Origin of the sequence: Klebsiella sp. GB_Kp047 (assembly GCF_040065235.1) — a bacterium.
GTDB classification, from domain to species: domain Bacteria; phylum Pseudomonadota; class Gammaproteobacteria; order Enterobacterales; family Enterobacteriaceae; genus Klebsiella; species Klebsiella quasipneumoniae.
The window spans coordinates 1-15,143 of sequence record NZ_JBEAJG010000030.1 but is presented as its reverse complement, the minus strand read 5'-3'; the positions used below and the strand labels follow the sequence as shown (position 1 = coordinate 15,143).

Below are 15,143 nucleotides of genomic sequence, written 5' to 3'. Positions count from 1 at the left end.
AAAATCCACTTAAGAAGGTAGGTGTTACATGTCCGAGCTTAATGAAAAGTTAGCCACAGCCTGGGAAGGTTTTGCGAAAGGTGACTGGCAGAATGAAGTCAACGTCCGTGACTTTATTCAGAAAAACTACACCCCATATGAAGGCGACGAATCCTTCCTGGCTGGCGCGACTGAAGCGACCACCAAGCTGTGGGACACCGTAATGGAAGGTGTAAAACAGGAAAACCGCACTCACGCGCCTGTTGATTTTGACACTGCCCTGGCTTCCACCATCACCTCTCACGACGCAGGCTATATCGAGAAAGGTCTGGAAAAAATCGTTGGTCTGCAGACCGAAGCGCCGCTGAAACGTGCGATCATCCCGTTTGGTGGTATTAAAATGGTTGAAGGTTCCTGCAAAGCGTACAATCGCGAACTGGACCCGATGCTGAAAAAAATCTTCACCGAGTACCGTAAAACTCACAACCAGGGCGTTTTCGACGTCTATACTCCGGACATCCTGCGCTGCCGTAAATCCGGCGTACTGACCGGTCTGCCGGATGCTTACGGCCGTGGTCGTATCATCGGTGACTACCGTCGCGTTGCGCTGTACGGTATCGACTTCCTGATGAAAGACAAATTCGCCCAGTTCAACTCTCTGCAAGCGAAACTGGAAAGCGGCGAAGATCTGGAAGCGACCATCCGTCTGCGTGAAGAAATTGCTGAACAGCACCGTGCGCTGGGCCAGATCAAAGAGATGGCGGCTAAATATGGCTACGACATCTCCGGTCCGGCAACCACCGCTCAGGAAGCTATCCAGTGGACCTACTTCGGTTACCTGGCTGCCGTGAAATCTCAGAACGGCGCGGCAATGTCCTTCGGTCGTACCTCCAGCTTCCTGGATATCTACATCGAACGTGACCTGCAGGCGGGTAAAATCACCGAGCAAGACGCGCAGGAAATGGTTGACCACCTGGTCATGAAACTGCGTATGGTTCGCTTCCTGCGTACCCCGGAATACGATGAACTGTTCTCCGGCGACCCGATTTGGGCAACGGAATCCATCGGCGGTATGGGCGTTGACGGCCGTACTCTGGTGACCAAAAACAGCTTCCGCTTCCTGAACACCCTGTACACCATGGGGCCGTCTCCGGAGCCGAACATCACTATCCTGTGGTCTGAAAAACTGCCGCTGAGCTTCAAGAAATTCGCGGCTAAAGTGTCCATCGATACCTCTTCTCTGCAGTATGAGAACGATGACCTGATGCGTCCGGACTTCAATAACGACGACTACGCTATCGCATGCTGCGTAAGCCCGATGGTTGTTGGTAAGCAAATGCAGTTCTTCGGTGCTCGCGCCAACCTCGCGAAAACCATGCTGTACGCTATCAACGGCGGCGTGGATGAAAAACTGAAAATGCAGGTGGGTCCGAAATCTGAACCGATCAAAGGCGACGTCCTGAACTTCGACGAAGTCATGGAGCGCATGGATCACTTCATGGACTGGCTGGCTAAACAGTACGTCACTGCGCTGAACATCATCCACTACATGCACGACAAGTACAGCTACGAAGCCTCTCTGATGGCGCTGCACGACCGTGACGTTATCCGCACCATGGCGTGTGGTATCGCGGGTCTGTCCGTTGCTGCTGACTCCCTGTCTGCTATCAAATATGCGAAAGTTAAACCGATTCGTGACGAAGACGGTCTGGCTGTTGACTTCGAAATCGAAGGCGAATATCCGCAGTTTGGTAACAACGATGCTCGCGTCGATGACATGGCCGTTGACCTGGTTGAACGTTTCATGAAGAAAATTCAGAAACTGCACACCTACCGCAACGCGATCCCGACTCAGTCTGTTCTGACCATCACCTCTAACGTGGTATATGGTAAGAAAACCGGTAACACCCCAGACGGTCGTCGCGCTGGCGCGCCGTTCGGACCAGGTGCTAACCCGATGCACGGTCGTGACCAGAAAGGCGCTGTTGCCTCTCTGACCTCCGTAGCGAAACTGCCGTTTGCTTACGCGAAAGATGGTATCTCTTACACCTTCTCTATCGTACCGAACGCACTGGGTAAAGATGACGAAGTTCGTAAGACCAACCTGGCGGGTCTGATGGATGGTTACTTCCACCACGAAGCGTCCATCGAAGGTGGTCAGCACCTGAACGTGAACGTGATGAACCGCGAAATGCTGCTCGACGCGATGGAAAACCCGGAAAAATATCCGCAGCTGACCATCCGCGTATCTGGCTACGCTGTACGTTTTAACTCCCTGACTAAAGAACAGCAGCAGGACGTTATTACCCGTACCTTCACTCAGACCATGTAATTCCCTGTCTGACTGAAAAAGCGTACAATAAAGGCCCCACATCAGTGGGGCCTTTTTAACAAGCAATCCCCGCCCTAGCCTGCTTTGCCAGTTATCTATACTTTGGGTATCTGTCAAAACAGACTCGACACAGCCGCTGAGCTGTGCACCAACACGGCCCCGGATGGGCCACATCTGGAGAAAACACCGCAATGTCAGTTATTGGTCGCATTCACTCCTTTGAATCCTGTGGCACCGTTGATGGCCCGGGCATCCGCTTTATTACCTTTTTCCAGGGCTGCCTGATGCGTTGCCTGTACTGCCATAACCGTGATACATGGGATACCCACGGCGGCAAAGAAATCACCGTTGAAGAGCTCATGAAAGAGGTGGTGACCTATCGCCACTTTATGAATGCTTCCGGCGGCGGCGTCACCGCATCGGGCGGTGAGGCGATCCTGCAGGCGGAGTTTGTTCGCGACTGGTTCCGCGCCTGTAAGAAAGAAGGTATTCATACCTGTCTCGATACCAACGGCTTTGTCCGTCGCTACGATCCGGTTATCGACGAACTGCTGGAGGTAACAGACCTGGTGATGCTGGATCTCAAGCAGATGAATGATGAGATTCATCAGAACCTGGTCGGCGTCTCTAACCATCGTACGCTGGAATTCGCCCAGTATCTGGCGAAGAAGAATATCAATGTCTGGATCCGCTACGTGGTGGTTCCGGGCTGGTCAGACGATGATGACTCCGCGCACCGCCTGGGTGAATTTACCCGCGATATGGGCAATGTCGAAAAAATCGAGCTGCTGCCATACCATGAGCTGGGCAAACACAAATGGGTAGCGATGGGCGAAGAATACAAGCTGGACGGCGTCCATCCGCCGAAGAAAGAGACCATGGAGCGGGTAAAAGGCATCCTTGAGCAGTATGGTCATAAAGTGATGTACTAATCCCACCCGGGCCGGTGAAGCACCTATGCCGGCCTGCAACGGCGTGGGAAGCCGTGTCCGTCCAGCCGTTTCTCATGCAAAGCGGCAGGTTGGCTGTGCAGCAGCAAGCTTAGGTAATTGAAGCGGATGACGCGCAGCATGCGCTGCGCGTTACAGGATCAGGCGTGCGCCACCGGCGTTGGATGATGCCCGGCTTTGCGCAGCAGGGTCAGCAGATAGATAAACGACACGCTGGCGATCATGATAAACAGCAGGTTATCCGAGAAGTTCTGCATCAGCATCGCCGTCAGCGTCGGGCCCAGCAGGCTGCCGATGGTATAGCTCATCAGCAGCGCCTGGTTCATCGCCACCAGCTGATGGTGCTCCACTTTCTCACAGGCCCAGGCCATCGCCACCGGATACAGCGTGAAACCGGATGCCCCAAGCACAAACAGCGCCGGCGCCATTGCCGCCTGGCTGAGCATCGCCAGACATCCCAGAATCACCACAAAAACCTGCACCCGCAGCACCAGCAGGCGACCGTAGCGGTCTGCCAGCCGCCCTACCGGCCACTGGCCGAGGATCCCCGCGCTCACCATCACCGCCATCCAGAAGCCAATGCCGGCGTCGCTGACGCCCTGATGGTTCAGCCACAGCGGCATCAGGCCATACAGCGAACCGAGGACAATCCCCGAGATAATACAGCCATTGACCCCGTGGCGCGCCTGGCGCAGCTTAAGCATCGGCCAGATCCGTACCGTTTCATGCGGCTCTTCGGCCTGCCCCATAATGCGGGTAAACAGCAGCGGCAGGATCGCCGCCAGCGCCAGGCCCGTCACCCACGGCAGGACGCTCATTAAATCAGTGGGTAGTTTACTGACCATCAGTTGGCCGAGTACGGTACCAACGTAATAAACCATCATGTACGCCGCCAGCAGACGACCGCGGCTGCGAGAAGTGCCGCTGCAGACCAGCGCGCTTTCCACTACCACCCAAATCATCGCGCAGCCTACGCCGGCGATAAACCGCCAGCTCAGCCACGTCCAGAAGCCCACGGTGATCCCCAGCCCTACGCAGCCGACGGCAAAGATTAACGACGCGAGATAATAGCTGCGGTTAAACTCCAGGCGCTTGATCACCCAGCCGGCAAGCAACGTACCGGCCAGGTTGCCGGTAAAATAAGATGACCCCACCATGCCGACCTGCCAGGTTGGCATATTTTCATGGGCGAGCCACAGCGGGACGAGCGTATTCAGCACCGCTATCGCCAGGGTCAGTAAAAGCAGGCCACAGAGCAGCATTTGCACTGGCCGGGTGTAGATGGTCATGGGTAAAAACCGTGAGGAATGTTCAGATCGCGAGCGCATCATGCCACCGCTAAAAACATTGTCAATCCACCTGAAATCAGGCCTGACGCGGTTTTGCAGGGCACGATAGAAGTTTTTTATCCACAGAAGGGGGAAAGGTGAGGCAACAAATAATACGCTATTGTTTTTCTTAATTTATTAATAAATCCCGGCGTTAATTTCAGTCGAAAAATTTCATCTATCAACAGCACGTTTTCATCATGCCGGCACGCCTGCGCCGGCATGATGAGGCTGATTAACTGGCGATAGCCATCCCGACGGTCATATGCAGACCATAGAATACGCCGCGGCCAATCATCTCTCCCGCCAGCACCAGAACAAACGCCAGGCCGAGCAGCGAGAGCGCCGGCTTGCGGCCGCGAATCTGCGGCACGCACCAGCAGGCCAGGGCCAGCGCCAGCAGCACCACGCGCCAGGCCATAAGCAGCCCATAATCCGGCACCAGGGCGGAGGCCTGCTGAACTGAGCTGCGGATGGTGGCAAGTTCACTTCCCTGCATCACGACCACCACAATACTCGCCAGCAGCGCCAGCAAAGTGACCACCGGCAGCAGGCGCATCGCCCAACCGTCGACGCCTGCGACGCGCAGCAGCAGATAGCCCAGCAGCGGGCCGCCGATAAACAGCGTCAGGAAGAAGCTCAGCGGCGTCCAGACGGTATACCAGGTCGGCACCGTGTCGATGGTGTTATAGACCCGCACCATCATCCAGACGAAGATCACCCCCAGCGCCATGGTCACTACCAGCCACAGGCTACGCAGTCCGGCAGGCAGCTTTTTGCACACGGCCAGCAGCCAGCCAATCCCGCCAATGGCGAAGAAGATCGCCCCGCTGGCTATCTCATTACTCAGCGACGAGGCCCCCACGCGATTGAGCGAGTTAAAGGCCCGCAGCGGCGAACCGAGGTGCATTGTCGAGGCGATAAACCCGATCCCCATCAATACCCACAGGCCGAACATGCTGCCCACCACGCGCTGCTCCTGCTCACGGGGAAGCTTACCCGTCATCAGCGTCAGCGCCAGGACGATGAAGCCGCCCGCGACGCACTGGCCGAAGACCGTAAAGATCATCAGCGGCCATTCATGCCATCCGTTTCCCATCTCACACCTCCTTCGGGTTCGCCAGATAACCAGTGGTATCGCCACACGGCCGGGCATTGGCGTTAGGTTTGATCACGATGCTCGGCCGGGTAAAGTGCGCCGAAGGCAGCGGCGCCACCGCCGCCAGCTGGCCGTGCTTAGCGCGCAGTTCGGCAATCGGCCCGAAATCGAGCGCCCGCAACGGGCAGGACTCGACGCAGATCGGCTTTTTCCCTTCGGCGACGCGCTCGTGGCAGCCGTCGCACTTAGTCATATGTCCTTTATCGGCGTTATACTGCGGCGCGCCGTACGGACAGGCCATATGGCAGTAACGGCAGCCAATGCAGACCTCTTCGTTGACCACCACAAAACCGTCTTCGCGCTTGTGCATCGCACCGCTCGGGCAGACCTTGGTGCAGGCCGGATCTTCGCAGTGGTTACAGGCGATGGAGAGGTAATAGGCGAACACGTTCTGATTCCAGACGCCGTTATCCTCCTGCCAGTCGCCGCCGGCATATTCATAGATGCGGCGGAAGCTGACCTCCGGGGTCAGATTTTTGTAGTCCTTACAGGCCAGTTCGCAGGTCTTGCAACCGGTGCAACGGGCGGAATCAATAAAAAATCCATACTGAGTTGTCATCGGTTACTCCTTACAGCTTCTCAACCTGGACGAGGTTGGTATGCGACGGGTTGCCCTTCGCCAGCGGCGAGGGGCGCTGGGTGGTCAGCACGTTAATGCTGCCCGCCTGATCCACGCGCGAGGCGTCCGGGTTATACCAGGCCCCTTCCCCCAGCGCGACCACGCCCGGCATCATGCGTGGGGTCACCTTCGCTTCGATATGCACTTCCCCACGGTCGTTGAAGATGCGAATGCGATCGCCGTTGGCAATGCCGCGCTGGCGGGCATCGATCGGGTTAATCCACATCTCCTGCCGGCAGGCGGCCTTCAGTACATCGACGTTGCCGTAGGTCGAGTGGACGCGAGATTTATAGTGGAAGCCGGTGAGCTGTAGCGGGTATTTCGCTGTCAGCGGATCGTTGTAGTTTTCGAAACCCGGGGTGTAGATCGGCAGCGGATCGATAACATCCCCTTCCGGCAGCTCCCAGGTGGCGGCGATTTTCGCCAGATCCTGCGAGTAAATTTCGATCTTGCCCGAAGGCGTGGTCAGCGGATTAGCCTGCGGATCCTCACGGAAGGCTTTGTAGGCCACATGATGACCTAGCGGATCGCGCTGCTTATAGATGCCCTGCTGACGGAAGGTGTCGAAATCCGGCAGGTCGGGAATCGCTTTGCGCGACTGCTCATACAGATAGCGCATCCAGCCTTCCTGGGTACGGCCTTCGGTAAATTTCTCCTCGACGCCAAGGCGCTTCGCCAGCTCGCTGGTCATCTCATAGATGGTTTTACATTCGAAACGCGGCTTAATGGCCTGGTCGGCAAAGATGACGTAGGACATGTTGCCGCAGGAGGCATCTAGCGCGAAATCCATCTGCTCAGAGGCGGTGCAGTCCGGCAGCAGAATATCGGCGTATTTCGCTGACGAGGTCATATGACAGTCGATGACCACAATCATCTCGCACTTCTTATCGTCCTGCAGGATTTCGTGGGTGCGGTTGATCTCAGAGTGCTGGTTGATCAGGCAGTTGCCCGCATAATTCCAGATCATTTTGATCGGCACATCGAGCTTATCTTTGCCACGCACCCCATCGCGCAGGGCGGTCATTTCAGGGCCGCGCTCAATCGCATCGGTCCACATAAACATCGAGATGCTGGTCTGAACCGGATTCTCCAGCGTCGGCATACGTTCAAACGGCAGGCTGTAGGAGCCCTCGCGCGCACCGCTATTGCCGCCGTTGATCCCGACGTTACCGGTCAGAATGGCGAGCATCGCGATAGCCCGGGTGGCGATTTCGCCGTTGGCATGACGCTGCGGCCCCCAGCCCTGGCTGATATAGGCCGGTTTAGCGGTGGCAATTTCCCGCGCCAGTTTAACAATGCGTTCGCGCGGAATACCGGTAATGGTCGAGGCCCACTCCGGCGTTTTGGCGATACCGTCAGTGCCCTCGCCAAGAATGTAAGCTTTGTAATGACCATTGGCTGGCGCACCGGCGGGCAGCGTTTTCTCGTCGTATCCCACGCAGTATTTATCGAGGAACGGCTGATCGACCAGATTCTCGGTGATCATCACCCACGCCAGACCCGATACCAGCGCCGCATCGGTGCCTGGGCGAATAGGGATCCATTCATCTTCGCGTCCGGCGCCGGTGTCGGTATAGCGCGGATCGATAATGATCATCCTGGCATTGGATTTCTGGCGCGCCTGCTCAAGATAGTAGGTCACCCCGCCGCCGCTCATCCGCGTTTCCCCGGGGTTGTTGCCGAACAGCACTACCAGCTGGCTGTTTTCAATATCCGACGGGCTGTTGCCATCTGCCCAACCGCCGTAGGTGTAATTCAACCCGGCAGCAATCTGCGCGGATGAATAGTCGCCGTAATGATTGAGATACCCGCCGCAGCAGTTCATCAGACGGGCAATCAGGGTTTTCCCCGGCGGCCAGGAGCGGGTCAGCGTGCCACCCAGCGTGCCGGTGCCGTAGTTCAGATAGATGGACTCATTGCCGTAATCTTTAATCAGCCGCTGCGTCGTGCTGGCGATGATATCGAATGCCTCTTCCCAGCTGATTTGCTCGAATTTACCCTCACCGCGTTTACCTACGCGCTTCATGGGGTATTTCAGCCGATCGGGGTTATAAACCCGGCGGCGCATAGAACGTCCGCGCAGGCAGGCGCGCACCTGATGCAGGCCGTCATAGTTATCGTCACCGGTATTATCGGTTTCAACGTATTTAATCGCGCCATCCACCACGTGCATGCGCAGCGGGCAGCGGCTACCGCAGTTGACGGTGCATGCGCTCCAGACCACCTTCTCACTGGCCGGGGCTGGCGTGTCGGCGGCATGGGCCATACGGGAAAAGGGTAACGTTAGTGCGTTGCTGGCCAGCGCCAGGCCGCCTATTGCCGTGGTTTTCATCAGACCACGGCGGCTTACCTCAGCAGCCAGTAAAGCATCGGGGGCTTTAATTTTCATGGATACTCGCTTTGGTTGCTCACAATAAACTGATAAGCGCTATATAGTCATATATATAATGCTTTGAAATATTATTGGTTTTTTATGCTGATTTAATCCAAAGGGAGTATCACTGCATTCGCGGAAGGGATTATTGCCCGGTATCAATAAGGGTGTAAAAAAAGCGCCCGCAGGCGCTTTTAAGGGAGATGGTAAAAATTAACCGATATATTCGAGGCCGCGCATATACGGGCGCAGGATTTCCGGGATCTCGATACGGCCATCGGCCTGCTGATAGTTTTCCATCAGCGCCACCAGCGTACGACCAACCGCCAGGCCAGAACCATTCAGGGTATGAACGAGACGGGTCTTCTTGTCGGACTTGCTACGGCAGCGAGCCTGCATACGACGCGCCTGGAAATCCCAGACGTTAGAGCAGGAAGAGATCTCACGGTAGGTGTTCTGCGCCGGGACCCACACTTCGAGGTCATAGGTTTTGCAGGCGCTGAAGCCCATATCGCCGGTGCACAGCGCGACCTTACGGTACGGAAGGCCCAGCAGCTGCAGCACTTTCTCGGCGTGTCCGGTCATCTCTTCCAGCGCCGCCATGGAGTCTTCCGGACGGACAATCTGCACCATCTCAACTTTATCGAACTGGTGCATACGGATCAGACCGCGGGTGTCGCGACCATAAGAACCCGCTTCGGAACGGAAGCACGGCGTATGGGCGGTCATTTTGATCGGCAGATCGTCTTCATCGATAATTTCATCACGCACCAGGTTGGTCAGCGGCACTTCCGCCGTCGGGATCAGCGCGTAGTTGCTGCTGTCAGCCTCTTCTTCCAGCGGGCGAGTATGGAACAGGTCGCCGGCGAATTTCGGCAGCTGGCCGGTGCCATACAGGGTGTCCTGGTTTACCAGGTACGGGACATAGTTTTCGCTATAGCCATGCTGTTCAGTGTGCAGATCCAGCATGAACTGCGCCAGGGCGCGGTGCAGACGGGCCAGCTGGCCTTTCATCACCACGAAGCGCGAACCGGTGAGCTTAACGGCGGCGGCAAAATCCAGCCCGCCGTGCATTTCACCCAGCGTCACGTGATCGCGCACGTCAAAATCGAACTGGCGCGGCGTGCCCCAGCGGCTGACTTCAACGTTGTCGTTTTCGTCACGGCCAACCGGCACGTCATCGTGAGGAATATTCGGGATCGCCAGCGCGATATCGCGGATTTCCGCCAGCAGCGCTTCCAGCTCGGATTTTGCGGCATCCAGCTGTTCGCCGAGTTTGTTCACTTCCAGGCGTAATGGCTCGATGTCTTCCCCGCGCGCTTTCGCCTGGCCAATGGATTTCGATCGGGAGTTGCGCTCCGCCTGCAGGTTTTCCGTTTGCACCTGCAGAACTTTACGACGCTCTTCAAGCGCGCGAAGTTTATCTACATCCAGCTTAAAGCCCCGGCGTGCCAGTTTTTCTGCGACTGCGTCTGGCTCGGTACGCAGCAGATTGGGATCGAGCATGCTTATCCTGTGCTTATCGAATTAAAAAAAGAAAAGTGGCCGCAGGCTACGGCCACGGAAATAGTGTAATAACCTTACCGCAACGCCTCAATTAGCGGTAGCGTTTTATCGGGCTATTTTGATCCTGTTCAGCGAGCCAGGCGAGCTTTTCGCCAATTTTGCCCTCAAGCCCCCGGTTTGTCGGGTGATAATAGCGCGTTTGCGCCATTTCCTGCGGGAAGTACTGCTCGCCGGCGGCGTAGGCGTTAGGTTCGTCATGAGCGTAGCGATACTCCTGCCCGTAGCCCATCTCTTTCATCAGCTTCGTCGGCGCATTGCGCAGATGCACCGGAACGTCATAGTCCGGACGGTCTCGCGCATCGGCCAGCGCCGCTTTAAAGGCGGTGTAGACCGCATTGCTCTTCGGCGCGCAGGCCAGATAGACAATAGCCTGGGCAATCGCCCGTTCGCCTTCCGCCGGCCCGACGCGGGTGAAGCAGTCCCACGCCGATATGGCCACCTGCATCGCCCGCGGATCGGCGTTGCCGACGTCTTCCGAGGCAATCGCCAGACAACGGCGGGCAACATACAGCGGATCGCCCCCGGCGGTGATGATCCGCGCGTACCAGTAAAGCGCCGCGTCCGGCGCGCTACCGCGCACCGACTTATGCAGGGCGGAAATCAAATCGTAGAAACGGTCGCCTTTATTATCAAAGCGCGCGCTGCGCTCGCCGGCGATCTCGGTCAGCAGTTCCGCCTTCAGCACCCGCTTGCCCGCATCATCGCTCTCGGCCATATCGGCCATCATTTCCAGGGTATTCAGCGCCCGCCGCGCGTCGCCGTTCACCAGTTCGGCGATGGCCCTGCGGGTCTCATCCGGCAAAACGATATCCTGGCCGCCGTAGCCGCGGGTTTTATCGTTCATCGCCTGGTCAAGCACCCGCTCGATATCGTCGGTAGTGAGCGATTTCAGTAAATAGACGCGGGCGCGGGAGAGCAGCGCTGAGTTAAGCTCAAAGGAAGGGTTTTCGGTGGTCGCGCCAATAAAAGTGATAGTGCCATCTTCAATATGCGGCAGAAAGGCATCCTGCTGGCTTTTATTGAAGCGATGCACTTCGTCAACAAACAGAATCGTTCGTCGGCCGGCGTTGCGATTCTGCCGCGCGCGCTCAATGGCCTCGCGGATCTCTTTCACCCCGGAGGTCACCGCCGAGATCCTTTCGACATCGGCGCTGGCATAACGGGCGATAACTTCCGCCAGGGTAGTCTTGCCGGTACCCGGCGGCCCCCAGAGGATCATCGAATGCAGGTGCCCGGCTTCGATCGCCCGCGGCAGGGGTTTGCCCGGCGCCAGCAGGTGCTGCTGGCCAATATACTGCGCTAAATTTTCTGGCCGCATGCGAGCGGCCAGAGGTTGAAACGCGTTGTCGGAAAAATCGAGCGACAGATTGCTCACTTTCGCCTCTACTTACGTTGATCGTCCACCGTCACCCCTTTCGGCGGCGTAAAGGTGAACTTAGATGCGTCGACGGCGCCGTTCTGCTGCGATTTCAGCTGATAGCTGCTGCGCTGATCGTCCTGCTCGACGGCGCTGAACTGATGGATGGTGCCGTCCCGACCGACGTTGATCGTGAACTGCTTCAGGTTGCCGCTGCCGCTTTTCGGCGTCAGCACAAAATCATCGCCGTTTTGTTTGATATTGTACTGCTGCCAGTCGCTGGACTGGTTGCGGGCAATCAGCATAAACGGCGTGTTGCTGGTGGCGTCTTTCAGCCAGGTCGCCGTGGCCTGCTCGACGAACGGGTTATAGAACCACAGGGTTTTACCATCCGAAACGAGGACGCTCTCATCCGGCTGGGTCATATGCCAGTTAAACAGATTCGGGCGTTTTACCCACAGGTCGCCCTGTCCGTCCTGCACGGCGTTGCCGCTGCCGTCGGTGACTTTTTGCGTGAAGCTGGCATGGAAGCTGCTCACTTTATCAAGACGGCTTTTTAAGTCACTGGCCGCATCTGCCCAGACCTGGCTGACGACCATACCAGACAGTAATGCACAGGTGATTGCGAGTTTTTTCATTGTTCTTCCTTAATGTGCGTCACTCCCGACGCGGGAGCCTCTTCTGCCCCTAATGTAGGACCGCCGACGGCGGCGGGACAGAAGAATTGGCTGATTTTGCGCTTATTTACCCAACTTTGCACTCATTCAAAGGGCGGCGGCGCCAGCACTTCGCGGTTACCGTTATGGCCCTGCTCGCTGACAATGCCCTGCGCTTCCATCTGTTCGATGATACGCGCGGCACGGTTATAGCCAATGCGGAACTGGCGCTGCACCCCGGAAATCGACGCTTTACGCTTCTCGGTCACAAAGCTGACCGCCTGATCGAACAGCGGATCCAGCTCTTCACCGCCGTCGAAACCACCGCCGCCGCCTTCGCTTTCGCTGTCGGAGGTAATGCCGTCAACATACTGCGGACGACCGCGGGCTTTCCAGTCCTGAACCACAGCGTGGACTTCCTGGTCGCGAACAAACGCCCCATGGACGCGCACCGGCGTGGTGGAGTTCGGCCCGGAGTAGAGCATATCCCCCATCCCGAGCAGCGATTCCGCACCGCCCTGATCGAGAATGGTACGCGAGTCAATTTTACTCGACACGGTAAAGGCGATACGCGTCGGAATGTTGGCCTTAATCAGACCGGTAATGACATCCACCGACGGACGCTGCGTCGCCAGCACCAGGTGGATCCCCGCCGCACGCGCTTTCTGTGCCAGGCGAGCGATCAGCTCTTCCACCTTCTTACCGACGGTCATCATCAGGTCGGCGAATTCGTCCACCAGCACCACTATGTACGGCAGCTTTTCCAGTACCGGGTGCACGGCATCCATACTGTCGCCTGGCTTCCAGTATGGATCCGGGATCGGACGGCCCATGCGTGCCGCTTCAGCAATCTTCTCGTTATAGCCCGCCAGATTACGCACGCCCAGCGCCGACATTAGCTTGTAGCGACGCTCCATCTCGTTGACGCTCCAGCGCAGCGCATTGGCGGCGTCTTTCATGTCGGTGACTACTTCCGTCAGCAGATGCGGAATACCTTCGTAGACCGACAGCTCGAGCATTTTCGGGTCGATCATAATGAAACGCACATCTTCCGGCTGCGCTTTGTAGAGCATGCTGAGGATCATGGCGTTGACGCCGACTGACTTACCGGAACCGGTGGTACCGGCCACCAGCAGGTGCGGCATTTTCGCCAGATCGGCCACCACCGGATCGCCGGCGATGTCTTTACCCAGCACCACGGTCAGCGGCGACGGGTTATCACGGAACTTGCTGTTGTCGAGCACTTCACGCAGGTAGACGGTCTGGCGCTTTTTATTCGGCAGCTCAAGCCCGACATACGGTTTACCCGGGATCACTTCCACCACGCGCACGGCGACCGTGGAAAGCGAACGCGCCAGATCCCGTGACAGGTTAGAGATTCGCGCCGCTTTGACGCCAGGCGCCAGATTCAGTTCGAAGCGGGTGATCACCGGCCCCGGCGAGTAGTTCACCACATCCGCTTTAATGCGGAAATCGGCGAGTCGCGCTTCCACCAGTCGTGCCATCTGCTCAAGAGCAAAGGTATCGACCGGCTCGACTTCACTGGGCGGCGGCGTGAGCAGATCCAGCGACGGCAGCGGCGTTGTCGGCTTTTGCAGCGGTCGACTATCGCCATTGCGCATCAGCAGCGGGTGGATCAGGCTCTCCTGCGGCGCAGGCGCGGCAGGCTGGTGCCCCTGTGGGGCAACCGGCTGTTGCTGCTGCACGGGCTGCGGCGCAGTCTGGTAAGGCTGCTGCGGCACTGGCTGAGGGTGTACCGGCTGGTGCTGCGCAGGTTGATAACCCTGCTGCGGAGCGGCGGCCGGTTGTTGATAGTGCTGGGCTGGCTGCTGCGGCTGTACTTCCGGTGTCGGCGTAAACAGCGGCTCGCTCGGACCCTCATTGACCAGCGTTTTCATCGGCGAGAATTCATAATCCGCCGGCGAGAACGGATTAGCGCCCGGCGGCTGCTCGGAGGCGTAGCGCTGCTGCTGGGTGGCGGCAAACTGGCGCGCCAGCTCCGCTTCCGCCGCGGCATCGGCGTCATCGTCATCAGTCGCGTTATCGTCTTCCCAGCGATGGCCATAGCGCTGCTGTTGAGTGGCGGCGAACTGGCGAGCCAGCTCATCCTGCTCCATAGCATCCGCTTCCTCATCCGAGAGCAGCTCATCATCATAATGGGGGTCGCGCTCGGCCTGCCGCGCGCGCTGTTCAGCTTCCCGCTGCGACGGTAGCTTGATGCCATAGGAGGCCAGTTCCCGACGCGTCGGGACACGAACGCGATTTGGCCGCGGTAGTTTTGGACCAATGCCCTCTTTCACCTGGACCCGCGGTCCGCTGGAGGCCGGGCTGAACAATGGCGCTGTCGCTGCGGACGCGGCGGTCGCCGTCTTCGCAGCGGCTGCGCCGCCGCTGGCAGCCGTTGCCTGATGCACTCCGGCCGCCACCGCAGAAACTACGGTTGACTCCACGGGCGGTTTGGACGGCGAGGCGGGCGGCGTCAGCGGTTTGGTGGCGATCGGACTTTCCGGCTCCGGAATAGGCTGATACCAGGAAGCCAGCAGCTCGCGTTCGCGCGCCCGCTTCTCTTCCACTTCCTCGAAATAATAGAGCGGCGGACGTTTCACTTCTTCCTGCACGACCTCAGGCTCTGGCTGCGCGGCAGGTACCGGCGCGGGCTCAGGCTGATACGCCTGCGGCGCAGGCTGACCGGCATGCGGATCGTAAGCCGGCTGCTGATACGGTGCAGGTTCGGGTTGATACCCCTGCGGCGTAGGCTGGACAGCATGCGGATCGTAAACCGGCTGCTGATACGGCGCAGGCTCGGGTTGATACCCCTGCGGC

10 protein-coding genes are annotated in these 15,143 nt (G+C 58.0%); 2 read left to right on the top strand and 8 right to left on the bottom strand.

Going from position 1 to position 15,143, the window contains the following annotated elements; genetic code table 11:
* Positions 1-28: 28 nt before the first annotated feature.
* Both pflB and pflA read left to right on the top strand, forming a co-directional pair.
* Positions 29-2,311 (top strand): formate C-acetyltransferase, encoded by a 2,283-nt coding sequence (gene pflB, locus ABLV76_RS11840; RefSeq protein ID WP_004201379.1) that lies wholly within the window; start codon positions 29-31, stop codon positions 2,309-2,311.
* A 191-nt stretch (positions 2,312-2,502) separates the two neighbouring features.
* Entirely contained in the window at positions 2,503-3,243 is a 741-nt protein-coding gene (gene pflA, locus ABLV76_RS11835; RefSeq protein ID WP_002898145.1) for a pyruvate formate lyase 1-activating protein, read from the top strand.
* A gap of 158 nt (positions 3,244-3,401) precedes the next feature.
* On the opposite strand, the gene ABLV76_RS11830 is transcribed toward pflA, so the two are convergent.
* From ABLV76_RS11830 to ftsK, 8 genes are all read right to left on the bottom strand, one after another.
* The gene (locus ABLV76_RS11830; RefSeq protein WP_257323094.1) at positions 3,402-4,550 is read right to left on the bottom strand and encodes an MFS transporter; all 1,149 of its coding nucleotides are present in this window, start codon (positions 4,548-4,550) and stop codon (positions 3,402-3,404) included.
* 274 nt (positions 4,551-4,824) lie between these two features.
* On the bottom strand, positions 4,825-5,688 hold the full coding sequence (locus ABLV76_RS11825) for a dimethyl sulfoxide reductase anchor subunit family protein (protein WP_064183032.1): 864 nt from the start codon (positions 5,686-5,688) through the stop codon (positions 4,825-4,827).
* Between the two features lies 1 nt (position 5,689).
* A complete protein-coding gene (locus ABLV76_RS11820; protein ID WP_004201375.1) occupies positions 5,690-6,307 on the bottom strand; it encodes a DMSO/selenate family reductase complex B subunit in 618 nt (205 codons plus the stop codon).
* A gap of 10 nt (positions 6,308-6,317) precedes the next feature.
* Positions 6,318-8,756: a dimethylsulfoxide reductase subunit A gene (gene dmsA, locus ABLV76_RS11815; protein WP_257323095.1), complete on the bottom strand. Its 2,439-nt coding sequence runs from the start codon at positions 8,754-8,756 to the stop codon at positions 6,318-6,320.
* A gap of 198 nt (positions 8,757-8,954) precedes the next feature.
* Complete coding sequence (gene serS / locus ABLV76_RS11810; RefSeq protein WP_004201371.1) at positions 8,955-10,247, bottom strand: serine--tRNA ligase; 1,293 nt, start codon at positions 10,245-10,247, stop codon at positions 8,955-8,957.
* Positions 10,248-10,338: 91 nt separating this feature from the next.
* Positions 10,339-11,682, bottom strand: coding sequence for a replication-associated recombination protein RarA (gene rarA, locus ABLV76_RS11805; protein ID WP_004201370.1), 1,344 nt, complete (start codon positions 11,680-11,682; stop codon positions 10,339-10,341).
* Positions 11,683-11,690: 8 nt separating this feature from the next.
* A complete protein-coding gene (lolA, locus tag ABLV76_RS11800; protein WP_004201368.1) occupies positions 11,691-12,302 on the bottom strand; it encodes an outer membrane lipoprotein chaperone LolA in 612 nt (203 codons plus the stop codon).
* A 122-nt stretch (positions 12,303-12,424) separates the two neighbouring features.
* Positions 12,425-15,143, bottom strand: a 2,719-nt coding sequence (gene ftsK, locus ABLV76_RS11795; RefSeq protein ID WP_348878324.1) for a DNA translocase FtsK, incomplete at its 5' end; no start/stop codon positions are given.

What these genes read in the sequence shown, in the direction of transcription:
- dmsA (WP_257323095.1), bottom strand. Translation starts at nt 8,756, where the DNA reads ATGAAAATTAAAGCCCCCGATGCTTTACTGGCTGCTGAGGTAAGCCGC.
- ABLV76_RS11825 (WP_064183032.1), bottom strand. Translation starts at nt 5,688, where the DNA reads ATGGGAAACGGATGGCATGAATGGCCGCTGATGATCTTTACGGTCTTC.
- lolA (WP_004201368.1), bottom strand. Translation starts at nt 12,302, where the DNA reads ATGAAAAAACTCGCAATCACCTGTGCATTACTGTCTGGTATGGTCGTC.
- ABLV76_RS11820 (WP_004201375.1), bottom strand. Translation starts at nt 6,307, where the DNA reads ATGACAACTCAGTATGGATTTTTTATTGATTCCGCCCGTTGCACCGGT.
- serS (WP_004201371.1), bottom strand. Translation starts at nt 10,247, where the DNA reads ATGCTCGATCCCAATCTGCTGCGTACCGAGCCAGACGCAGTCGCAGAA.
- ABLV76_RS11830 (WP_257323094.1), bottom strand. Translation starts at nt 4,550, where the DNA reads ATGACCATCTACACCCGGCCAGTGCAAATGCTGCTCTGTGGCCTGCTT.
- pflB (WP_004201379.1), top strand. Translation starts at nt 29, where the DNA reads ATGTCCGAGCTTAATGAAAAGTTAGCCACAGCCTGGGAAGGTTTTGCG.
- pflA (WP_002898145.1), top strand. Translation starts at nt 2,503, where the DNA reads ATGTCAGTTATTGGTCGCATTCACTCCTTTGAATCCTGTGGCACCGTT.